Below are 22,995 nucleotides of genomic sequence, written 5' to 3'. Positions count from 1 at the left end.
GCCTCTATCCTATAACCGCCGCTCGGGCGGCGATTAAATGAGAGCAAAACCACGCACATGTCGCGGCTTTTTATGGAATTTGCCGCAAGCGGCAAAATCCTATCTTATGCGCGCTGCGGCGCGAGGGGTCTTTAAAAAGCTGGTTTTAACGAATCAGAGAAGACAGGCGCTCCTGCGCGCCCGCCAGAATATCGCGGCTGCTGTGCGGGGTGGAAAAGGCTTCCCGCAGCGCGTTCGCGATGATGTAGTCTAGCTGCACGGGTTCGATCAAATTGCCAAAACGGTCGTAGATCACATTTCGCGTCCGTCCGCCGGAAAACGCCTGCGTCATCAAATTCAACCAAGGGTATTGAATGCGGAGGTCAGCGTTTTCATGTACGGCCAACGTCGGGATACAGCCGCCAAGACGCATATTGGATACCGCGATGCGGTCGGTCATCAGCCATTTCAGGTAGGCGCAGCAGGCCGGTACCCGTTTGGAGTTGCGGTTGACGCCGAGCGCCCAGCCACTGAGCAGAGAAGAGCGGCCCGGGGCTTCGCAAACGACGATATGGCGCTTGATATCCGCGCCGCCATCGGTATCGGAATATTTTTCCGGAATATAGTGGTTGGCAAAGCCATGCGCCATGGGGATTTTTCCTTCCAGCAGCAGGCTGAAAACATCGTCGTCCAAATTGTCGTTCATCGCTTGGTTGAAGGAATAGCGGTAAGTGGCGCGAATGCTTTCCAAAGCACGGTAGTTCGCATCGTCGTTCAGCGTCGCGGCGCCCCATTCATCCACAAAATTCCCGTGAAAAGCCCACTGCCGGGGCAAATATTCATTGGCTAAATTGATGTCGTAGTTTGTGGTCATGGCCGTGCCGTACTCAAAGGGAGAATCCGGATTGTGGGCGCGCGTAAAAAACTCGCAGATATAGTTGAATTCCTTCCAATTATGCGGCGCGCCGAGTGAAATGCCGTAACGCTGAAAAAAGGCGGTTTGATGATCTGGATCGTTGAAAATATCGCGCCGGTAATAAAGCGCCTGAATGCCCGCGATGATCGGCACGATGTTGCGATGGTTCAAATTCTTGTAAAACGTGCGCTGAATGGCTTCGGGAAACGAAGACACGATTTCTTCGGCGATCTTATCGCTGATATCGTAAAGCAGATCCTGATTGACGATGTGTTGCAGCCATGGCATGTCGATCATGAACAGGTCGTGTTCGCTACGCCCTTCGAGCAGCTCCTGCTCCACGGCAAGCGTCAATTCGGTGGGCGGCAGCTTTTCAAACTGCACGTTTACGCCTACTTCGCGTCCCGAAACCGAGCTGAGCCGTTCCAAAACCGAAATAGCGGTGCAATCCATCGAGAGAATATGCACCGTATCGGTTGGAACACGTAAAAACGGCGCCGCGTCCTTGCGCAAAAGCTTTGGCTTGATCTTAACGGTCCGGTTCTCCGAACCGCTGTCCCGCAGTTGTTCGACCAGCAGGGAGGCCGCCTGCATGCCTCCGTATATCGTGTTTTGCTCAATAGGCTTCAAGCTGGAATAGCGCCGGGATATCTGCCAGTTGTCCCCGGTCAGCACATGGATCGGGTAGCTTTTACCAATCAAATCGGCCGCGTCGCTCACCGCCTGCGCGAGCGGCGGGTCGGTGGTAATAATCTGATCGATCTGCTCGCCGTGCTCCTGTAAATAGGTATAGATTTGGTTGAAATAGCTGACCGATTCAAATTTCACAGACAGAATGCTGTGCTCGGTCATATTTTTTTGATAGGCCTGCTGAAAGCCTTGCGTACAGGCCTCGTCGCAGCTCAGCGCTTCCTTGTAGCGGATAAGGAGCAGGCGCGTATTGGGTTCGCGTTTGAGCAGAAGCGCGGTCCTTTCGTATATATAGGCGCGCTTGTCGAACATGACCTTGGGACAATCAAGCTGCGCGATATCCCGGTCAAGCAGCACCAAAGGAATACGCTGCGACTGCAAAAGGCTGCGGCAGCATAGCTGCTTCGGAGAGCAGGAGGTCAGGATCATACCGGAGACCCCGAGCCCCGCAAGCTGTTTGACAGCGTTTTCCTCAAGGCTATGGTTATTTTCCGTCAGCTTGACAATGGGAAAATATCCATAGCGGTTGAGTCTCTCGTCGATCCCTTGGAACATACTGCTGTAAGGCTCGTCCAGCGTCGGTAAAATAACGCCGATCAGATGGGAACGATTGTTGCGTAAATTCTGCGCAATAAAGCTGGGGTGGTAATCCAGCTCCTCCATGGCCGCCTTGACGCGCTTATACTTTTCCGTGCCGATCGCGCCTTTTCCGTTGATCACATTGGAGACCGTGGAAATCGATACGCCGGCCTTTTTCGCCACATCCTTGATGGTGATCATGTCGTGCACATCCTTTCACCTCTATTGCATTACCGACATTTTAGCACGACTGACAGGCTAAAAACAAACCTGTTTGGCGCAGGGGAAATCTCCCAACATGGTACTTTTTCAATTTATAGCAGGCGATTTATCGGGGATCGTCCGCTTTTATGAAACTGCCTGAACAAATAAAATCGTTTTAAAAGATTCATCGAAACGTTTCGATAGAGCATTTCTAGTCAAAGTGGCGCAAAACGAATTGTTTCCAATAGGGCGGATTGTTATAGTATAGGCACAGCATCGAACACAACAAGACACAACGGCAAGGATTAAAAAAAGCATTTTTTTAAATGTGAAAGGAGTGCGGCAATGGAAAAAGTACGTTGGGGGATCGTGGGCCCCGGCTGGGTGGCGGAACGCTTTGCTACCGGCATCACTTACACGGAGGACGGCGTTTTGGAAGCGGTCGTTTCCAAAACTTCGCTGGCGAAGGCGCAAGCGTTCGCCGAGGCGCACGGAATAAAAAAGGCCTACGGCAGCTATGAGGAATTTCTCGCCGATGCGGATATCGACATTGTTTACATATCGATCCTAAACCCGGCGCACAAGCAAATGGTACTGGACTGTTTCAAAGCGGGCAAGCCGGTCGTGTGTGAAAAGCCCTTTGCGCTGAACGCAAAAGAAACGGCGGAGATGATCGAAGCGGCGCGCGAAGCAAAGCTGTTCCTCATGGAAGCGATGTGGAGCCGGTTCCTGCCAATCGCCCAAACGGTGCGCGCGTGGCTGGACAAGGGCGCGATCGGAGAGATTCAATATGTGCGCGCGGATCACGGATTTTTGTTTGAAGACCATTCGACCCGCCAGTTTGACCGCAAGGTCGGCGGCGGCGCGATGATGGATCTGGGCGTCTACGCGCTCTCCTTCGCGTCAATGGTGCTCGGCCACCAGCCTGTGGAGATTAAGAGCATGGCGACGATCGGCGATACCGAGGTGGATGAACAATCGGTCGTTTTGCTGCGGTATCCGAAGGGACAGATCGCGATCTTAAGCTGCACCATGCTGGCGGAAACCCCGCAGGAGGCATGGATCGTCGGCACGAAAGGCTTTATCAAGGTGCGTATGCCGTTTATGAACGCCGATCGCGCGACGCTCGTCATGGAGCAAAAGCTGACGGACGAACACACCGCGGTGGAGCAAGCCGTTATCCCGATCGACGGGCCGGGTTACCGGTACGAGGCTGAAGAGGCTATGCGCTGCCTAAAGGCAGGCAAGCTGGAAAGCGACGTGCTGCCGCTGGATGAAACGCTGGGCGTAATGAAAATCATGGATGAGGTCAGAAGCCAGTGGGGCCTGACCTATCCGGGTGAATAAATGAGGAGGAACCAAGTATGTTAAAAGACAGAGTAGCAGTCGTCACAGGCGCGGCGCGCGGCATGGGCAAGCAGATCTGCCTAAAAATGGCGGGTTACGGCGCGGATATCGTGGCGCTCGATCTGGATGAAAAGAGCGCGCAGCAAACGGCGGACGAAGTTCGGGCGCTTGGCCGCCGCGCGGTCGCCATGCAGGTGGACGTTTCGAGCAAGGCGCAGGTCGACGCGGCTTTCGCCGCCGCCGTCAAGGAATTCGGCAAGGTGGATATCCTGTCCAACAACGCGGGCATCTGCATCCCGGCCCAAATGACCGAAGTGACCGAGGCCCAGTGGGATAAATCCTTTGCGGTCAACTGCAAGGGCGCGATGTTCATGTGTCAAGCCGCGGGCCAGATCATGAAAAAGAACCGCTATGGCCGCATCATCGTGACCGCATCCCAGTCCGGCAAGGCGGGCGAGTTTGCGAACGGCCCGTACTGTGTATCCAAGGCGACTATCGCGATGATGATGCAGGTGCTGACGATCGAGCTGTCGCAATACGGCATTCTCGCCAATTCTATCTCCCCTGGCTACACAGATACGACCCTGTTCCGCAACGGTATGGCCGACCGCGCCGTGCAGGAAGGCCGTCCGGCGCACGAGCTGATCGACGAACTGATGAGCACGGTACCGATCCGCCGCCCCGCGCAGCCCGAGGAAATAGCCGAGTTGGTCTGCTTTTTGGCAAGCGAAAAGAATTCGTACGTGACCGGCACCGATATCCTGATTGCCGGCGGCAATGTCATGTATTGATCCAAGTAAAAACGGAGGTATGTAAAATGGAACACAAATATTTTGATGTGGCCGAGATCTATGCCGATATCGAGGCCAAGGACAAGTTCGACATGGGCGATATTTTGACCAAGTATGAGGACTATGGTTTCTCGCACCGCTGGATTCAGACGCCTGTGGCCTGCTATTTTATCAATACGTACGATCAAAACGGCAACCTGAACAGCACCCCGGTATCCATGGGCACCGCCATGTGGGGCGAGCCCGCGGAATGCGGCTGGTATTTCTGCTTTAATATGCACAACCGCCGGCAGGGCCGCAAAAACCTGATGCTGACCCGCGAGTGTACGGTCAGCTATTACACCGCCGACCTGCTCACCGAGAGCTGGATCGCGGGCATGCCGATCCCCTCCGGCATCAGCGAGGCCGATGTGGCCAAAATGACCGAACTGCCCTCCAAGCAGGTATCGGTACCCGGCATTGCCGAGTGCGTTTCCAATTTAGAGGTCAAGATCGTGGATACCTATCCGCTGAGCAACAATACGCTGTTCATCGGCAAGGTTGTGAGCTGCTCCGTGCAGAAGGACGCGCTGGAACGCGATATGGCGATCGAGGACGAGCCCGGACTCGGCGGCGTCGATCTGCTGTATGAATGCTCGATCACGGGCAAGACGCCGCGCCTCAACTACGGCCGTTTGGATACCGCCAAGCGTTACCGCACCGACGACAAGCTGGGCGACGAGAACCGCTGGATCGGCAACTTCAACACCTGGATGGATTCCGAAGAAAAGCGCGGCCGTATCACGGCGGACGAGCACGCAAAGCTGCTGGAACTGAACAAGGCGTGGGGCCTGAACCGCGATCCCAAGGCCAATAAGGCCGTCAAGGACGAGCTTACCGCTCTGCTCCGCGATATTTGCTGGCGCGAAGTAAAATAAACCCGCATTAATACGCTAACCTCTCTTCCTCTTAAAACACAACCGGTATATCCCGCATATATCGGTTGTGTTTATTTTTTTAGGTGGAAGAATGAAACGTTTTGAGAAAACGGTTTTTATAAAACACCGGAAAACCGTATTGAGACCGCTCCCCCACTGTGGTTATATATTGTTAAGCAAACAGACCGTACCGGAAAGGATAAGGGAAAAGGAGGCGGAGCATGGAACGGCAAGAGCAGATCATTCTGGAGATGCGGCATATCGTCAAGATATTTCCCGGGGTCAAAGCGCTCGACGGGGTCGATCTTAAGGTGCGCAAGGGCGCGGTTCATGTCATCTGTGGTGAAAACGGGGCGGGCAAGTCAACGCTCATGAAAATCATAAACGGCACGTATGCCGCGGACGAAGGCGAAATGCTGTTTGAGGGAAAACCGGTAGGGCGCCACACGATCCAAGACACCATGAAAATGGGGATCGCGATGATCTATCAGGAGCTCAACCCGATCATGGAAATGACGCTGGGCGAAAACATCTTTCTGGGTCGGGAACCCAAAACGGGCGCCTTTGTCAATTTTAACGAGCTGTACAGGCAAACGCAGCAATTACTGGATCAGCTGAACATTCCCTATCAGGCGCGGCAGAAAATGAAGGAGCTGTCCATCGCGGGCCATCAGCTGATCGAAATCGCCAAGGCGATCTCCATGAAAGCCAAGGTGATCATTATGGACGAACCCTCTTCCGCTATCGCGGATGCAGAGGTGGACGTTTTGTTCCGGCAGATCGCGGCGCTCAAGGAAAAAGGAGTCGCTATCCTATATATCACGCACAAGATGGACGAGATCTTTCGCATAGCGGACGAGATCACGATCATTCGAGATGGCAAATGGATCGAATCGGGTCCGGCCGGCGAATATGACAGCAACAAGCTGGTTTCCTTGATGGTCGGGCGCGAGATCACCAGCATTTTCCCCAAGGATACCACGATCCCGATCGGGGATGTGGTGCTGGAAGTAAAGCACCTGACTCAGCAAGAGGCGGATGGCGGCCGGTTCCGCGACATCAGTTTTCAGCTACACCGGGGCGAAATCCTTGGGTTTTCCGGTCTGGTCGGCGCGGGCCGCAGCGAGTTGATGCGCGCGATCTTTGGGCTGGATGCCTATACCAGCGGCGAGATTTACATAGACGGCAAGCCCGTGCACATCCGCAATACCGCGGACGCGATCGCGCACGGCATCGCCATGGTTTCCGAGGATCGCAAGGAATACGGACTGGTGCTGGGACGGAATATCGCTCAAAACATTTCGCTGGCCAATATGAAGCAGTTTACCAAGTGGGGGCTGGTCAACGATCAGCGTATCGCGGAGCGATCAAGGGAAATGGTTGAGTTGCTGCGTATCAAAATCGCGGGTTTGGACGTAGCCGCCTATACCCTGTCGGGCGGCAACCAGCAAAAGGTGGTTCTGGCAAAGTGGCTGATCGGCAATACCAAGATCATGATCCTTGACGAACCGACGCGCGGCATCGACGTGGGCGCGAAATCGGAGATCCACAAGCTCATGGGACAATTTGCCCGGCAAGGCATGGCCGTGATCATGATCTCCTCCGAGCTGCCCGAGGTCGTCGGCATGAGCGACCGGGTGGTCGTCATGCAGGAGGGCGTGCAAAAAGGCATTTTGGACCGCGAACAGGCGACGCAGGAAAACATCATGCGGCTTGCAACAGGAGGGATGAATCTTGAACAGCAGTAAAACAAAAGAACCGTTTAATTTCGGCAAATTCTACGGCAAATACGGCACGCTTCTCATTTTGATCGTGATTTTTGCATTAGCCAGCTTGTTGGTCCCGAATTTTATCAACCCGATCAATCTGCGCAACGTGCTGCTGCAAAACGCCGTGGTCATCCTGCTGGCGTACGGCGCTACGTTCGTGATTATTTTAGGCCATATCAACGTAGCCTACGGCGCGGAGCTGGCTTTTATCGGCTGCTTTGCCTGTCTGGTGATGTCCTACACGAACAACGTGCTGCTCGCTTTTCTGGCGGCGATCGCGGTGGGCATGCTGATCGGCCTGATCAATGGCTATATCATTACCCGTTTTGGCATTCCGGCTTTTATCATGACGCTGGGCCTGCAAACCATCGCGCGCGGCGGCGCGCTGCTGATGACCGACGGCTCACCGGTGTCCATGGTCGGTTATCCCGCGTTCAACTGGTTCGGTCAGGGGTATATCGGCTTTATCCCGAGTTCCGTGGTGATTATGATCCTCTTTTTTATTTTGGTCCTCATTCTGTTAAACAAGACCCCGTTTGGCCGGTATGTATATGCGGTGGGCGGCAATGAAAACGCGGCGATCGCCTCCGGTATCAAATCCAAAAGTGTGGTGCGCAAAGCGTTTTTGCTGGACGGCTTCATCACCGCGATCGCGGCGGTCGTCTTTATGGCGCGGCAGGCTTCCGGCACACCGGCGGGCGGCGTTTCGTATGAATTCGACGCAATCACGGCGGTTGTCGTCGGCGGTACCTCGCTGGCCGGCGGCGTGGGCAATGTTTTCGGCACGCTGATTGGCGCGTTGATCGTGGGCATCGTCAACAATGTGCAAAATCTTTTGGGCGTAAACACCTATTGGCAGCAGGTGATAAAGGGCCTGATCATATTATTTGCGGTGATTATTGATGTGGTAACCAAGCAATCGGCGACAAAGGCCAAGCATTGAGTACCCTTCAATCGTTCATAAAGAGAAAAGAGAAAATGGAGGTAAGAAAAATGGCAGCAATCAAACGAATACTGGCGGGAATCACGGGAGCGGCGCTTCTGCTTACTTTATGCACAGGCTGTGGAAACAGCGCGGCGCCGACGGACGCGGCGGACGCCGACGGCGTTTTCCGCATCGGCTACACCAATCAGGCGGATTCCGACGTATGGCTCAAACTGGTGGAGGATAGCTTTATCAAGGAAATGGCCGGTGATCAAACCGTGGAGGTCACCTGCGTCGAAGCAAATAACGATCAGCAAAAGCAGCTCGACCAGATTGATAACTTCATTATGCAGAAGATGGATCTGATCGTTGTGGTCGCCTGCGACTACGCCGGCGTTACGCCGGGCGTGCAGGCCGCCAATACCGCGAATATTCCGGTCATTTGTCTGGCGATCGCCTCGGAGGGCGGCGAAAGCACGTTCGTGGGCTGCCAGCACCGTGAAGCCGGCGTTATGCAGGCGGATTATTTGGCAAACTCGCTGCCGGAAAACGCAAAGGTACTGTATTTGTCCGGTACGCCGGGTCTGTATCATTCCGTTCAGCGGGAAGAGGGCTTTACCACCGTGATCAATGAAAAGCGGCCGGACGTCGAAATACTCGCCAGCATGACCGGCGAATACATGCGCGATAAGGCGATGAAGGTTGTGGAGGACTGGTGCCAAGCCTATCCGTCGTTCGACGCGATCGTATGCGCCAACGATGAGATGGCCATGGGCGCGATCGAAGCGCTCAAAGCGGCGAACCGTTTGGACGGCGTGTCGGTTTGCGGCGTTGACGCGACCGCCGACGCGTGCGCCAAGATCAAAAGCGAAGAAATGCTGTTCTCCATCTCCCAGCCGGCGGTCAAAATAGCGCAGACCTGCGTGGAAACGATCAGCAAGATCCGAAGCGGCGAAGCGGTCGGCAGCGAAGTGACGGTCAATTTCGAGCTGGTCACGGCTGAAAACGTTGCGGATTATGCATGATCCCCGCCCTTTAACCGGCGGAAGCATACGGAACACATCGTGATACTCCTGTCCCACATACAAAAGCAACAGGGCTGATTTTTCGCCAAATCAGCCCTGTTGCTTTTTCTCCCCTACCGTTTCCGCGCGATATCGTATAAAAGGCGCAGGCCGAGCAGGATGGCGAGCAGATAGCCCACCGCGCCGAGGGCGGGAATGCCGAACAGCTTGCCCTTCATATCGGTCGTGCAGATCAGGCTGGAGCCGACCAGCAGGCCGGTGGTGATGATCGCGAGAATCAGCTTGTCCACCATGCGGTCAATGCGGCGGAGCGGCTCCTCCGAGCCGGTCAGCTCAAGATTGACCTTGGTCTGGCCCTTGACCGTCATTTTCAGCACATCCGCCATATAAGAAGGGATGTCCACGGCCTTGTGCAGCGTGTGCAGCAGGCGCATGCCCTGCTCGCGCAGCTCGTGCGCGAGGCCCTCCCGTTCAAAGCCGGCCTCCGTCATATGGCCGGAGAAGATCTGAATAAAATTGATCGACGGGCTGACGCGGCTCAATACCCCTTCGATCGTCATCACGCCGCGCGCGAGCATGCTCAGGCCGGGCGACAGGCCCAAATGGTAGCGGTTGAAAATATCGGTCAGGTCGCGCAGGGCTTCGCCCAGATCGATCTCCGCGAAGGCCGCCGTGCCGTACTTGGAAAGCAGCAGGTCGATATCGCCGTACAGCGCCGCGTGGTCGATCTCGCCGCGCTGCACGCCGAGCAGCAGCGCCGCGTCCTTGAGGGCGTACACATCGCCCGAAACAAAGGCGAAGATCAGCTTGCCGAACAGCTGCCGGTCGCGGCCGGTCAGTTCGCCCATCATGCCCAGATCGAGCCATTCTATTTTACCGCCGCGCACAAATAAGTTGCCCGGGTGCGGGTCGGCGTGGAAAAAACCGTTGTCCAGCACCTGCCGGGCATAGCTTTCGGCCAGCTTGGCGCCGATCTCCTCCGGATCGTACCCGGCGCTATTAAGCGCGTCCAGATCGTTGATCGGAATGCCGTCGATATACTCCATCACCAGAATGCGCCGCGTGGTCAGGTTGCGCTTTACCACCGGGCAGCCGGTGTAAACAATGCCCTCGTTATCGCGCGCAAAGCGCTCCATATGTTCGGCCTCTATGATAAAATCCATTTCCTCCAGCGCGGCGACCCACATTTCGTTTAAGATCGTAAGCAGATCGTCCAGCATGCCCTCGCCCGTGACGGCCTTGAGCATGCCCGCGGCGCGGCGCAGCAGCTGCATGTCGCGCTGCATGGTCTCAAAAATACCGCGCCGCTGCACTTTGACGGCCACGGTTTCGCCGCTGCTTTTCAGCACGGCCTTGTGCACCTGCGCCATGGAGGCCGAGCCCAAGGCCTTTGCGTCGAACGAGGAAAATAGGTCGGTAAGCGCGGCGCCGTATTCCTCGGTCACCACGGCCTCCACCTCTTCAAAGGGCATGGGGGTTACTTCGGTGCGCAGGTTTTCCAGCTCGTCGCAATATTTGCGCGGGATCAGGTCGGCGCGCATGGACAGGATCTGCCCCAGCTTGATAAAGGTGGGGCCAAGCTCCTCCAAGATCGTGCGCAGCTTTTTGGGGTCCAGCCCGTGCATGACGTCGTTCCGGCGCAGAACCGACAGGATCTCGCCGAGGCGCGATCCACGGCCGGTTTTTTTCTCGTCCATTTTTTTCTCCACTTTACAATAGAAAATCGCCCGCGGCTTTCCCGTTTGGGGAAAAGCCGCGGGCAGGTTTTACCCTTCCTTGGATGCGTCCCCGCCTTGGAGTGCATCGAGCTTTGCGCGCAGGACGGCAAGCTCCTCGGGCGTCATTTTGTCCATACGGGCAGCTATGCCTTCGGCGCTGTCGTCGATATCGAGCGCGCTTTTCACCTTTTCCTTGGCGGTGTGCTTGAGCTCCTCGTTGAGCACCTTGCCCTGCTCCACGGTAAGCTGGCCCTTTTCGACAAGCTTATCGATGAGTTCGCCAGACTTTTCCGCCGTCACGCTGACCGCGCCCACGCCGGCCAAGAAGATCTTCTTTAAGTCGTCGCTTAACTTTTCCATCATAAAGAACCGCCTCTTTTCCAAAACATAGTCTGCACCGGTTGGCGCGCCGCCATACGGCGCGACTTTCGGTATCTTTAACTTACCACTTTTTCCCGAAAACTGCAACAGCTTTTTGCGCTGTTCACGCCCCGCGCCTTGCATTTTACCGAAAAATGTTATATGCTTGCTCTATGGAGTTTTCACTGGAAAGGGGGTGACCGCATGCGCCAAAGCGGTATTTTACTGCATATGACCTCTCTCCCCTCGCCCCACGGCGTGGGCGCCATGGGACGCGAGGCACGGCGCTTTATCGATTTTCTGGCCGAGGCCGGGCAGTCCTACTGGCAGCTTTTGCCCATCTGCCCCACCGGCTACGGCGATTCGCCGTACCAGTCCTTTTCCGCGCTTGCCGGTAACCCCTACCTGATCGATCTGGATGAGCTGGTCCGGGATGGGTTACTCACTCCGGCCGAGCTGCGGGGCATAGACTGGGGATGTGACCCCGCGCGGGTCGATTATGGCCTTTTGTATCAAAACCGGTTCCCGGTGCTGAGGCAGGCCGTTCGCCGCCTGCTGAAAAGCCCGCCCGCCGATCTGCGGCGGTTTAAGCAAACAAACGCCGACTGGCTGCGGCCATACGCGCTGTTCATGGCGCTAAAGGAAACGCACGGCGGCGCGCCGTGGACGGCGTGGGAACGCGATTTTTGCTTTCGCGAGCCTGCCGCAATGCGGCGTGCCGAGTGGGACTTGGCTGAACAGACCTCCTTTTGGAGCGCGGTGCAGTACTTATTTTTCCGCCAGTGGAACGCGCTGCGCGCATACGCGGCGCAAAAGGGCGTTCGCCTGATCGGAGATCTGCCCATTTATGCCGCGCTCGATTCGGCGGAGGTGTGGGCCGACCCGGCCGAGTTCCAACTGGACGGCGACCGCTTGCCGCGCGAGGTCGCGGGCGTGCCGCCAGATGGGTTTACGGACGGCGGGCAGCTTTGGGGAAACCCGCTGTACGATTGGGACGCGATGGAAAAGGACGGCTTTCGCTGGTGGATCAGGCGGCTTTCCGTGCTGCTTTCCCGGTTTGACCGGCTGCGTATCGACCATTTTCGCGGGTTTGACAGCTATTACGCCGTGCCCGCGGGCGATGCAGACGCAAAACGCGGCCGCTGGCGCAAGGGGCCGGGCATCCGCCTGTTCCGCGCGGCGGAAAAAGCGCTCGGCCCGCTGCCGGTGATCGCGGAGGACCTCGGCTACCTGACCGATTCGGTGCGCGCCCTGCTGCGCGGGACCGGCTACCCCGGCATGAAGGTGCTGCAATTCGCCTTTGACAGCCGCGAAAACAGCGATTACCTGCCCCATAACTACGAAAAGCACTGCGTGGTCTACCCCGGCACGCACGATAACGATACGATCATGGGCTGGATGCGCACCGCGCCGCCCGCGGACGTGGCCTTTGCCAAGGCCTATCTGCGCCTAAACGAGCGGGAGGGCCTGAACTGGGGCGTTTTGCGCTCGGTATGGGCCAGCGTGGCCGATCTTGCCATCGTGCCCATGCAGGATATACTCGGCCTATCGTCGGAAGCGCGGATGAACACGCCTTCAACGCTCGGGGGCAACTGGGTCTGGCGCCTTTGCGCCGGCCAATTTGATGGAACATTAGCGGCGCGGCTTCGGCGCGAAACGGCGCTGTACCGCCGCTTGCCGCTTTTGGAGGATAAGGAGGACACACAGATGAATGAACGAACCAAAGCCGTAAAGGCAGCGATGAATTTCGCGCTCAAGACCGATTATCACAAGACCCTTGCGACCGCCACCCCGGCGGAGCTGCACACGGCGCTGTCGCGCGCGCTGGTGGGCGTGATCACGGATGATTGGCAGAAGAGCCGCGAGCAGCATTTAAACGCGCGCCACGCGCTTTACTTTTCCGCGGAGTTTTTGGTGGGCCGCGCGATCTTCAATAACCTGCTCTGCCTCGGCCTGACGAAAGAGGTCGACGAGATGATGCGGGCCGAGGGCGTATCCCTCGCCGATCTGGAACAGGTAGAGGACGCCGCGCTCGGCAACGGCGGCCTTGGCCGCTTGGCCGCGTGCTATTTGGATTCCGCCGCCACGCTGGAACTGCCGCTGGACGGCTACGGCATCCGCTACCGTTACGGCCTGTTCAAACAGCAGATCGATAACGGCTTCCAAAAGGAAGTGCCGGACGATTGGACGAAATACGGCGATCCGTGGTCGATCCGCCGCGAGGATGAGACAGTTTTGATCGAATACGGCTGCCGCACCGTGCGCGCCGTGCCGTATGATATGCCGGTTTTGGGCTACGGCACGGATCACATCGGCACGCTGCGCCTGTGGCAGGCCGAGCCGGTGGAGCCGTTCGATTTTGTCCGCTTCAACAATCAGGATTACGACGGCTCGGTCGCGGAAAAGAACCGCGCGGAGGATATCTCCCGCGTGCTTTACCCGAACGATTCGGGTGACGAGGGCAAGGTGCTCCGTCTGGAGCAGGAGTATTTCTTCTCCTCCGCGTCCTTGCAGGATATGCTGCGGCAGTATAAGAAGCGGCACGGAAACGATTTTTCGCAGTTTGCCGCCCTGCACGCCGTGCAGCTCAACGATACGCACCCCGTGCTTGCCATTCCCGAACTGGTGCGCCTGCTGATGCAGGAAGGGCTGGATTTTGAAGCCGCCTTTGCGATTACGCGCGGCGTTTTCTCCTACACCAACCACACCGTTATGCCCGAAGCGCTGGAAACCTGGCCGCGCCATTTGCTGGAACGCGCCGTGCCCGGCCTGTACCCGATCATTGAGAAGATCGACGGCAAGCTGCGGCAGGAGCTTTCGGAAAAAGGCGTGCCCGGCGATGTGGTGGGCCGCCTGTCTATTACCCGGGACAACTGCGCCCACATGGCCGATTTGGCCGTGTTCGCGGGCCGCTATGTCAACGGCGTGGCGCGCCTGCATACCGAGATTCTCAAAAACCGCGTGCTGCGCGATTGGTATTCCGTCTATCCCGAGCGCTTCCAGAACAAGACCAACGGCGTGACCCAGCGGCGCTGGCTTGCCCTGTGCAACCCGGAACTCGCCGCGCTGCTCACCCGCCTGCTCGGTTCCGACCGGTGGCTGACCGACCTTTCCGCCCTAACCGAGCTGACGCATTATGAGAACGACGAAGCCGTCATGCGCGAATTCCTTGCCATCAAGCGCACCCGCCGCGGCGAATTTGCCGATTGGCTGCAAAAGACGCACGACATCACCGTCGACCCGACCCGCCTGTTTGATGTGCAGATCAAGCGCATCCATGAGTATAAGCGCCAGTTCCTGAACATTTTGGCTGTTTTGGAGCTGTATTACGAGATCAAGGAAGGCCAGCTAAACGATTTTAAGCCCACCACCTATTTCTTCGCGGGCAAATCGGCCCCGGGTTACCGCCGCGCCAAGGCGATTATCAAGCTGATCGGCGAGGTGGCCCGCGTGATCGAAAGCGATCCGCAGGTACGGCAAAAGCTGCGCGTCGTCTTTGTGCCCAACTATAATGTTTCCTGCGCGGAGTATATGGTCGCGGCGGCCGATGTTTCCGAGCAGATATCCACCGCGGGCACCGAAGCCAGCGGCACCGGAAACATGAAGCTGATGGCGAACGGCTCGGTCACGCTCGGCACGCTGGACGGCGCGAACGTCGAGATCGTCGAGGAAGCGGGCGAAAGCAACAACTACATTTTCGGCGCGCATGTGGAAGAAATAAACGACCGCGCGAACGATTACAATCCCCACGGCATTTACGAATCCGACGGCCGCGTGCACCGCGTGATGGACGCGCTCGTCAACGGCACGCTGAACGACGGCGGCTCTGGCGATTTCCGCGAGCTGTACGATTCGATCCTGCACGGCGCGGACTGGCAGCGCCCGGACCAGTATTATCTCATGCTGGACTTTGGCCGCTATCTGGATGCGAAGAAGCAGGTCAACCGCGACGCGCAGGATGAGCTTGCCTTTGCGAAAAAGGGCTGGCACAACATCTGCATGTGCGGCAAATTCTCTTCCGACCGCGCAATCGCGGAATACGCGCGCGATATCTGGCAGATTGAAAAGGTAAAATAAAAGGGTCTCTATGAAGTTAAAAAATTCACTGTTATTGTTACTGACCGCCACTATTTGGGGCGTTGCCTTTGTGGCGCAGAGCGTGGGCATGGAGCACGTCGGCCCGTTTACGTTTGTGTGCGCGCGTTCGGTCATCGGCGGGCTTGCGCTTTTGCCGGTGATCGCCGTGCTGCGCCAAACGGGAACAAATCCCAAGCAAACGCGGGAGGAAGGGCAAAAAGCCCGCCGGACCCTGCTGCTCGGCGGCGTGTGCTGCGGCGCGGTGCTGTGCTTTGCCAGCGTGTTTCAGCAGGTTGGCATTTTGTACACCACGGTAGGCAAAGCGGGCTTTCTAACCGCGTGCTATATCCTGATTGTGCCGCTGATCGGCCTGCTGTTTGGCCGCCGGTGCGGCGCAAAGGTGTGGTGCGGGGTGGGGTTGGCGCTCGTTGGCCTGTACCTGCTCTGCATCAAGGATGGGTTCTCCATCAGCTTGGGGGACGGCATGGTGCTGATCTGCGCGCTGCTGTTTTCGCTGCATATTCTGGTCATCGACCATTTTTCGCCCAAGGTGGATTGCGTTAAAATGTCGTGCATCCAGTTTTTTGTGTGCGCGGGTTTTGCCGCCGTCGGCATGCTGGTGTTCGAGCAGCCCTCGTGGGAGCAGCTCCTCGCGGCGTGGGCGCCTGTTTTGTACGCGGGCCTACTGTCCAGCGGCGTGGGCTATACGCTGCAGATTGTCGGGCAAAAGGGCATGAACCCGGCCGTGGCCTCGCTCATCATGAGTTTGGAATCGGTGATTTCCGTTTTGGCGGGTTGGCTGATTTTGGGGCAGACTCTGAGCGTGCGCGAGCTGTTTGGGTGCGTGCTCATGTTTGCCGCCATCGTTCTGGCGCAGCTGCCGGAACGGATAGGCGGCGCGCGCCGCGCGCCGGCGAGCGACTAAAAAATGAAAAAACGCCTGAAAGCAAGTTTTCGCATGCTTTCAGGCGTTTTCTATGTAGTTATTCCGCTTTCTTTAAGTGCTTTAGCTCGGTGGAAAGGTATTTCACGGCACTTTCCAACGTATCGACACGGTCTTGGATCAGTTGCAGTCTGGTATCGTGCTGCATTTTTTCCAATATGCTGGTGTGTCCTTCAAAAAGCAGATCAAGGCGCGGCATGATGATGCCTTCCTGATTGATTTGCAGTTTGGCAAGCGAAGTGTTCATTTGCTCAACTTTCTGATCAATCTGCTCGAACCTTCGATCAATCTTGTCGAATTTTTTGTCTATTCGTTCATTTTGCTGCTCAAATAGTTCGGAAATGGAAGCTAATAATTCCTTTTCATTCATCAAAATCAATCCCTCTATTCCTAAATCCGACAATCACGATATACTCAAGCATACCGAACAAACGGGGGCTTGTCAATAGGTGGCTCGCTGCGCTCGCAATAAAATGCGCGGCGGTAGCCACGGGACGGCGGGGTGGGGTCACCCCGCCCTACCCGAAATCGGTGGCTCGCTGCGCTCGCGATAAAATGCGCGGCGGTAGCCGCGAGGCGGCGGGGGGGGGCCCCCCCCCCCCCCCCCACCCATGGGCGAAGCGCGCGCATGTAGGGCTGAGTGACCCCACGCGGCTATTGCCGCGTTTTTAATGAGCGAGCAAAGCGAGCCACCGATATTTCAGGTGGCTCGCTGCGCTCGCGATAAAATGCGCGGCAGTAGCCGCGGGGCGGCGGGGTGGGTCACCAATGTCATTTAGTTAAGGGAAACGCATAGGAAAAACAAGGGATTGACCGAGATTGTAGGGCGTCGCGCCCTACAATCTCGGTGAATCCCTTGTTCCCTTATCTTAATAACATTGGTGGGGTCACCTTGCCCTACGCATGGCGAAGCGCGCGCATGTAGGGCCGCGTGACCTCACGCGGCCGCTCGCGGCTATTGCCGCGTTTTTAATGAGCGAGCAAAGCGAGCCACCGATATAGGCTAATGTAAGGGTGGCAGTTGAAATTCAAGAATATTTCCTTCCCCAATCAGTAAGTCAGGCGTGATGTGATATATGCGGGCAAGCGATATTACAGGGCCCATTGGCATATCAAGTGCGTCTGCTTCATACCGTTTGTAAGTTAAGGTGCTGCAAAATAACTTAGCAGCCATCTCTTCTTGATTAAATCCATTCTTTTTTCGCATATATCGCATCCGTTTTGTTATTTCGTTTTGCTGGATAGCATACTTTTCCGATACCTCTGTTTCGCAAAATAAATAGCGGACTGAAACATTATAAAATTTGGCTAAAACCAGCGCCTTGGACAAAGGCATAGTATCCCATGATTTATTCTCGTAGTTACGATAAGTATGAAGATGACATTGTATCATATCAGCAATTTTTTGCTGTGATAGATCCTCGTATATTCTTAAATCTTTTAATCTGCTATAATTCATAAAATCACCTGACTGCATCATAATCAGCGAGTTTCACGCTTCATTGCATATTCTATCTATCCTTTGTAATGGCATCGAGAAAGGCGATTAATGCCGCATATTCGTCTGTAGATAGCTTTTCTAGCCGTTGCTGTAACTGTTTGCTCTGTTGTAATAGCTCATTTCCTGTGAGCAAATACGAATAATCAGCATTGAGCGCGTTACAAATGTTTACGAAAGTATCTATGCGCATAACTTTATTTCCGGATTCAAGAACAGTAATATACTTAGCATTTGTTTCAATTTTTTCCGCTAGTTGCTCCTGCGTCATGCCGAATTTCTGCCGAAGAAAACCAATTCGTTGCCCCACTTCGACTGCAAGCTTTTTCTTTTCATTGGACATTGTATGGCATCTCCTTTTTATTGTATTGCGAAGTTTCTAAGACTAAAAGCAAATGAAACCGCCTGAAAGCACATGAAATTACTTGCTTTTAGGCGGCTTTTTATTCTTTTTTTCGTACAACTCTAGTTGCGTCAAGTAGTTTAAGTGTTGAATCAAATGACTTCGCTTTGGTAAAGACAAAGAATTCATGTCCTTCACAAAATTACTTAAAGGATAGATTTCCTTATTTTCCAGCTCGAATTGTGTACCTGCCGAGTATGTATTAGGAAGGTCACGTGTCATTTCACATATGTAGTCCAGAGAAACATTAAAAAATGATGCGTATTTACATAATATTTCAATTGGGGGTTCCGTTCGGCCCACTTCATATGAGCTAATAGTAGACCGACTTACACCAAAAGCCTCCGCAAGCTCGGCTTGTTCTAAGTGTCGATCCTTTCGTAGCTCTTGTAAAATTTCGCCAATCACAAGCAACATGTCCTATCATAACGTCGTTTATGATAAAAATTATATCATAATAAAAACGGTTACCTTGCATGGTGGAAAATGTAGAATTATTTCAAATAACAGTTTACACGATAAAAAACATTTTATATAATGAAAGAGAATCAATCCTTGCTTAGAAAAGTATCAATTATCTCCATAGAAGCATTAAATTGTCGTTCGGTCAGCTGTAAAAGCTTATCTTGTATCTCTTTGCTTTTAAAATTGGTAGGATTCCCTGTGATAATATAGGTATAATCAACTTGAAGAGCATTGCAAATACTTACGAAGGTGTCAATTTGAACCTTCTTTTTTCCATTTTCAATGACTGAAATGTATTTCGCATCTTTGCCAAGTATTTCAGCTAACTGATCTTGTGTTAATCCGGCTGCATCTCGACACTGGCGTATACGTTTTCCAATATTCTGCGCAAGATTATCAGGCACTAATTTTTTTGCCAACGTATAACACCACCTTGTTAAAAATCTCTATTTCTATGTTATCTTATTTTTTTACATTAAAAAACGTTCTTTAGAACGATAATGAGTATATAATCATTCGTTAGCACGGTATGGGGATTTAAAATCATTAACGGAGGTCTAAAACATGAAATATAATCAGTTCCTTTTCCCCCGCCTAGTCACCGAAATATCTGTGTACAAGCAAGATGATCTTTATGACCCCTTCGATCATGTGTGCAAATATGTGAACGAGCACTTTCCTGCATACGTAAAGCTTTTGCAAGAATTGAACGACGCTTGGGATGATATGATGGAAACCTGTGATGAGGGGATCGACTACATCGAGGTTGAAAACCATCACTATGAGTACTCTCATTATTTGGCTGATATTCAGCAGTTTTTCTTTTATCAGGGCGCAAGCGCCGCGCTGCATGAATATATGGGGCTGCAAAGCAGCCCGGAACAGCTTATGGCGCAAATAAACAGCGAGCTGGGCACATTTTTGCAGTCTGATTATATGGCCGCGCGGCGCCGTGGCGCGCTGGAGGGACTTGCCCGCGCCGCCGCGCTTACCAAACACCCGGATACAAACCGGCGGTATCGAATCGCTTTGCTTAAACGCAGGCTCGCGTGTTGCTATTTGGACGTTATCGCCGGTTATGAGCAAGAGGTGGCGCAGTTCATCGCCTTTGACCAAGCATATCCGGTCAAGCAAGGCTTTTTGCAAGGGTTACATCAGCTTTTTGACCGGCTCTATATAGATCTGCCAAACGCGCTGTTAGATTTATAAAATAAAGGGGCAATACACATGGAGTTTAAAACCTGCTGCGTGACGGGGCACCGGAATATACCGATGGATCAGCAAGAATACATTGCGGAGAAACTGCGGCGCGAGGTTTCGCTGGCGTTTGAGGATGGCTACAACCGCTTTCTTTCCGGTTTTGCGGAGGGAACCGACCTTTTATTTGCCGCGATTGTCGCGGAGCAAGCGCAGCGTCACCCCGGCGTTTGCTTGGAAGCGGCCATTCCCTATCCCAACCGGCTGCATGCAAAAGACGGACAGTTTCAAAAGCTGATTGCATGCTGTCAGTCGGTAAAGATCGTAAGCGATCATTACTTTCCAGCTTGTTTTATGCAGCGCAACCGCTATATGGTGCGGCAGTCCGCGCGCGTGATCGCGGTATACGATGGCCGTGAGCGCGGCGGAACGCTATTCACGATGCGCTACGCGCACAGTTTGGGACGTGAAATCAGAGTGATCGAGATATGATTGCTCGGTATAGGTAAAGGGCGGGGATACCGTAAGGCTGTCCCCGCCCTTTTGCACGTTATGACTGAGAAGGGGCTTCGGCTTCCTTCTCTTTTTTTCTTTCCTCTATCTGATCATAAAGCGCTTGCAACGCGTCCTTCAGCGTGCCCACCTCGTCGATCAGGCCGAATTGCACCGCCTGTTCGCCCGATATTACCGTACCGATATCGCTCGTCAGTTGGCCGGTCTCGCGCATCAGGTCCTGCAATACGCTCGCCGAAATGTGCGAGTGCGAGGTGATAAAGTCCACGATCCGCTCCTGAATCTTGGCCAAGTACTCAAAGGCCTGCGGCACCGCGATAATGGTGCCGTTCATGCGCACCGGGTGAATGGTCATGGCCGCCGAAGAGGCGATCAGGCTTTTTTTCGCCGCCACCGCGAGCGGCACGCCGATTGAGTGACCGCCGCCCAGCACCAGCGAAACCGTGGGCTTTTCCATGCCCGCGATCAGCTCCGCAATCGCCAGCCCGGCCTCCACGTCGCCGCCCACCGTGTTCAGCAAAATCAGCAGGCCGTCAATCTCTTCCGCCTGCTCCACCGCCGTGATCTGCGGGATCAGGTGCTCGTATTTGGTCGTTTTGTTCTGCGAGGGCAACTCCATGTGTCCCTCGATCTGTCCGATAATCGTGATGCAGTGCACCGTGCCGCGCGAGGTGTGCGCGGTGATGGAGCCGGTCTGTGCAATACTATTTTGTTCCGGTGCTTCTATATTCTCTAATTCTTCCGCCATACGTTCGCTCTCCCTTTCCCATAAAACGCTCGTTTAACAAAAGTGTGCCGCAAAAAAACGGAATTTATGCGGCATGTGCATGGTAAAAAATCAAATATTACAATTTGTAAACAGTCGCGCCCCATATTCCGTGGGCATGGTGGGGAGAATACAAGTAGTTATCCACTTTATGCACAGAGTTATCCCCATGCGCGGGGGTAATATTCTCTTGATATGTGTATAACTTCGGTGCGGCGCGTAACTGACCGCAGTTTCAATATGGAAACATGTATTGCCGTTTGCCCGAATCTTTGTTACAATATAATAAATATATATGCGTGTAAAACGACGCAGCATTGCGGCAGAATACGGAGTGAAATGAACATGAACAATCCTATCGTTACGATCGAAATGGAAAACGGCGGCATTATTCGCGCCGAACTTTATCCCGAAGTCGCGCCCAACACGGTGCGCAACTTTATTTCTCTGGCCCAAAAGGGCTTTTATGACGGCGTGATCTTCCACCGCGTCATTCCCGGCTTTATGATCCAAGGCGGCGACCCCGAAGGCACCGGCGCGGGCGGCCCGGGCTACGAGATCCGCGGCGAATTCACCGGCAACGGTTTCCAGAACGATCTCAAGCACAGCCGCGGCGTTTTATCTATGGCGCGCACCATGGTGCCCGATTCCGCCGGCAGCCAGTTCTTTATCATGACCTCGGACGCGCCGCATCTGGACGGCCAGTACGCCTCCTTCGGCATGGTGATCGAAGGCATGGAAGTGGCCGACGCGATCGTGTCCACCGCGCGCGACTGGAACGACCGTCCGCGCGAGGATCAGCGCATGAAGACCGTGACGGTGGAAACTTGGGGCGCTACGTTCGATCCTCCCGAAACCCTGTAAACGGAGAAAGAGGGGAACGGTATTGTATTATACCAATAAAGATATATTCGTGCTTTCCGCGGTGGGCTGCATGGGCACGGAGCGGGACGGGCTGGAATCCATCCTTGCCGGAAACGAAGAGGGTGCGAAGGGCTGCTGCCTGACCGTCGATATGTCAGCGGACGGCATTGCCGTTTTATCGAGCGACGGCTACTGCGTCGCGGCGGACGGCACGCAGATGGCCATCAGCGATTACAGCTACGCCGAGCTGCACACGGCGTCCTCCCAGTTGGTGCCCGCCGGGCAGGCGATCGAATTGGCCAAGACCTGTCAGGCCAAGATCGCCATCACGGTGCGCAACCAAACATTGCTGCCGCAGCTTCGCATGACGCTGCGCCACGCGGAGTACTTAGATGAAACCATCTTCGTCGGCCTTGGGCTGGTGGAAGCCGCGCGCCTTGCGGTCGCCAACCCGGAGCTGCATATCATGGGCGAGCTGCCCGCGCTGCCCGATAATATCGACGCGCTGGTGCGCGCCGCGCAGACGACGGGGCTTTTCGGCCTTCGCGCCGCGCCGAGCGACCTGACCGCGCCGCTCCTTTCCGCCTGCAAGCGCGCGGGCTTGTTTACCATGAGTTTGCCCACGGATCATATGGATACGCTGTCGCGGTTGATTAAGGACGGCGTTAATTTCATTGAGACCGGGCGGCCCGATATGACCGCCATGCTCCTGCCCGAGGGCGAAGCCACCCCGCACCAGATACCATTGATGCGGTTTTAACACATCTTTGGGCAGAAGGTGAATTGGCCGCAGGCCAAGAGAGGCCAGTCTGGGCCGCACTTCGTCAGGCAAGACAAGAAGGTATCGCAAACACAGGAAATGTAGGGCGCGACGCCCTCGGCGCGCCGAGAGCGAAGCACCGGGATTAGTGAGAGCATCAAACAGGCTGGTACAGCCGAGCGAAGGGACATGGTTTCTCAGATAGTGTTACGTCCCTTCGGGACGGCGCGCCGAGGGCGTCGCGCCCTACTAGCTCGGTGATTCTCTTGTTTTTTCCTATGCGTTTCCC

Annotated in this window: 21 protein-coding genes and 1 pseudogene; 13 read left to right on the top strand and 9 right to left on the bottom strand. The window is 54.9% G+C overall.

The window, feature by feature from the left end; genetic code table 11:
• Positions 1–145: 145 nt before the first annotated feature.
• A complete protein-coding gene (locus NE562_RS07135; protein ID WP_280961727.1) occupies positions 146–2,365 on the bottom strand; it encodes an extracellular solute-binding protein in 2,220 nt (739 codons plus the stop codon).
• Between the two features lie 348 nt (positions 2,366–2,713).
• On the opposite strand from NE562_RS07135, the gene NE562_RS07130 reads away from it, so the two are divergent.
• The 6 genes from NE562_RS07130 to NE562_RS07105 all read left to right on the top strand — a co-directional run bounded on the left by NE562_RS07130 (position 2,714) and on the right by NE562_RS07105 (position 9,142).
• Positions 2,714–3,715, top strand: a complete 1,002-nt coding sequence (locus tag NE562_RS07130) for a Gfo/Idh/MocA family protein (RefSeq protein ID WP_280961726.1) — start codon at positions 2,714–2,716, stop codon at positions 3,713–3,715.
• Between the two features lie 17 nt (positions 3,716–3,732).
• Positions 3,733–4,506, top strand: a complete 774-nt coding sequence (locus NE562_RS07125; protein ID WP_280961725.1) for an SDR family NAD(P)-dependent oxidoreductase — start codon at positions 3,733–3,735, stop codon at positions 4,504–4,506.
• A gap of 26 nt (positions 4,507–4,532) precedes the next feature.
• The gene (locus NE562_RS07120) at positions 4,533–5,423 is read left to right on the top strand and encodes a flavin reductase family protein (protein WP_280961724.1); all 891 of its coding nucleotides are present in this window, start codon (positions 4,533–4,535) and stop codon (positions 5,421–5,423) included.
• A 221-nt stretch (positions 5,424–5,644) separates the two neighbouring features.
• Positions 5,645–7,171 (top strand): sugar ABC transporter ATP-binding protein, encoded by a 1,527-nt coding sequence (locus NE562_RS07115; protein WP_280961723.1) that lies wholly within the window; start codon positions 5,645–5,647, stop codon positions 7,169–7,171.
• A complete protein-coding gene (locus NE562_RS07110; protein WP_280961722.1) occupies positions 7,158–8,135 on the top strand; it encodes an ABC transporter permease in 978 nt (325 codons plus the stop codon). Before NE562_RS07115 ends, NE562_RS07110 begins: the two co-directional genes overlap by 14 nt.
• A gap of 50 nt (positions 8,136–8,185) precedes the next feature.
• A complete protein-coding gene (locus NE562_RS07105; RefSeq protein ID WP_280961721.1) occupies positions 8,186–9,142 on the top strand; it encodes a sugar ABC transporter substrate-binding protein in 957 nt (318 codons plus the stop codon).
• 113 nt (positions 9,143–9,255) lie between these two features.
• Here the strand turns inward: NE562_RS07105 and NE562_RS07100 are convergent, their stop codons facing one another.
• Complete coding sequence (locus tag NE562_RS07100) at positions 9,256–10,839, bottom strand: ABC1 kinase family protein (protein ID WP_280961720.1); 1,584 nt, start codon at positions 10,837–10,839, stop codon at positions 9,256–9,258.
• Positions 10,840–10,908: 69 nt separating this feature from the next.
• The gene (locus NE562_RS07095; protein WP_280961719.1) at positions 10,909–11,223 is read right to left on the bottom strand and encodes a phasin family protein; all 315 of its coding nucleotides are present in this window, start codon (positions 11,221–11,223) and stop codon (positions 10,909–10,911) included.
• Between the two features lie 159 nt (positions 11,224–11,382).
• Here NE562_RS07095 and malQ point away from each other — a divergent pair.
• From malQ to NE562_RS07085, 3 genes and pseudogenes are all read left to right on the top strand, one after another.
• A pseudogene (malQ, locus tag NE562_RS17885) lies at positions 11,383–12,882 on the top strand (4-alpha-glucanotransferase); the annotation flags it as partial.
• A 45-nt stretch (positions 12,883–12,927) separates the two neighbouring features.
• Positions 12,928–15,297, top strand: coding sequence for a glycogen/starch/alpha-glucan phosphorylase (locus tag NE562_RS17880; RefSeq protein WP_419195996.1), 2,370 nt, complete (start codon positions 12,928–12,930; stop codon positions 15,295–15,297).
• A gap of 10 nt (positions 15,298–15,307) precedes the next feature.
• Positions 15,308–16,222 carry a DMT family transporter gene (locus NE562_RS07085; protein WP_280961717.1) on the top strand — a complete coding sequence of 305 codons (915 nt, stop codon included), beginning with the start codon at positions 15,308–15,310 and terminating at the stop codon, positions 16,220–16,222.
• Between the two features lie 58 nt (positions 16,223–16,280).
• Here the strand turns inward: NE562_RS07085 and NE562_RS07080 are convergent, their stop codons facing one another.
• The 5 genes from NE562_RS07080 to NE562_RS07065 form a co-directional block, all read right to left on the bottom strand.
• Positions 16,281–16,610, bottom strand: coding sequence for a hypothetical protein (locus NE562_RS07080; RefSeq protein ID WP_280961716.1), 330 nt, complete (start codon positions 16,608–16,610; stop codon positions 16,281–16,283).
• 633 nt (positions 16,611–17,243) lie between these two features.
• Positions 17,244–17,720: a helix-turn-helix transcriptional regulator gene (locus tag NE562_RS07075; RefSeq protein WP_280961715.1), complete on the bottom strand. Its 477-nt coding sequence runs from the start codon at positions 17,718–17,720 to the stop codon at positions 17,244–17,246.
• Positions 17,721–17,751: 31 nt separating this feature from the next.
• On the bottom strand, positions 17,752–18,081 hold the full coding sequence (locus NE562_RS07070) for a helix-turn-helix domain-containing protein (RefSeq protein WP_280961714.1): 330 nt from the start codon (positions 18,079–18,081) through the stop codon (positions 17,752–17,754).
• 78 nt (positions 18,082–18,159) lie between these two features.
• Positions 18,160–18,558: a helix-turn-helix domain-containing protein gene (locus NE562_RS17875; RefSeq protein ID WP_419195995.1), complete on the bottom strand. Its 399-nt coding sequence runs from the start codon at positions 18,556–18,558 to the stop codon at positions 18,160–18,162.
• A 131-nt stretch (positions 18,559–18,689) separates the two neighbouring features.
• The gene (locus tag NE562_RS07065; protein WP_280961713.1) at positions 18,690–19,025 is read right to left on the bottom strand and encodes a helix-turn-helix domain-containing protein; all 336 of its coding nucleotides are present in this window, start codon (positions 19,023–19,025) and stop codon (positions 18,690–18,692) included.
• Between the two features lie 145 nt (positions 19,026–19,170).
• Between NE562_RS07065 and NE562_RS07060 the strand changes: the two genes are divergently transcribed.
• Positions 19,171–19,815, top strand: a complete 645-nt coding sequence (locus tag NE562_RS07060) for a hypothetical protein (RefSeq protein ID WP_280961712.1) — start codon at positions 19,171–19,173, stop codon at positions 19,813–19,815.
• A gap of 18 nt (positions 19,816–19,833) precedes the next feature.
• Entirely contained in the window at positions 19,834–20,295 is a 462-nt protein-coding gene (locus tag NE562_RS07055; protein WP_280961711.1) for a DUF1273 domain-containing protein, read from the top strand.
• Positions 20,296–20,353: 58 nt separating this feature from the next.
• On the opposite strand, the gene NE562_RS07050 is transcribed toward NE562_RS07055, so the two are convergent.
• Complete coding sequence (locus NE562_RS07050; RefSeq protein ID WP_280961710.1) at positions 20,354–21,064, bottom strand: ClpP family protease; 711 nt, start codon at positions 21,062–21,064, stop codon at positions 20,354–20,356.
• A 363-nt stretch (positions 21,065–21,427) separates the two neighbouring features.
• Between NE562_RS07050 and NE562_RS07045 the strand changes: the two genes are divergently transcribed.
• Both NE562_RS07045 and NE562_RS07040 read left to right on the top strand, forming a co-directional pair.
• Entirely contained in the window at positions 21,428–21,946 is a 519-nt protein-coding gene (locus NE562_RS07045) for a peptidylprolyl isomerase (protein WP_280961709.1), read from the top strand.
• A 22-nt stretch (positions 21,947–21,968) separates the two neighbouring features.
• Positions 21,969–22,706 carry a hypothetical protein gene (locus NE562_RS07040; protein WP_280961708.1) on the top strand — a complete coding sequence of 246 codons (738 nt, stop codon included), beginning with the start codon at positions 21,969–21,971 and terminating at the stop codon, positions 22,704–22,706.
• Positions 22,707–22,995 lie beyond the last annotated feature (289 nt).

Source organism: Butyricicoccus faecihominis (assembly GCF_024462775.1).
GTDB classification, from domain to species: Bacteria; Bacillota; Clostridia; order Oscillospirales; family Butyricicoccaceae; genus Agathobaculum; species Agathobaculum faecihominis_A.
The sequence above is the reverse complement of the archived record's forward strand: the minus strand, read 5'-3'. Positions and strand labels throughout refer to the sequence as shown.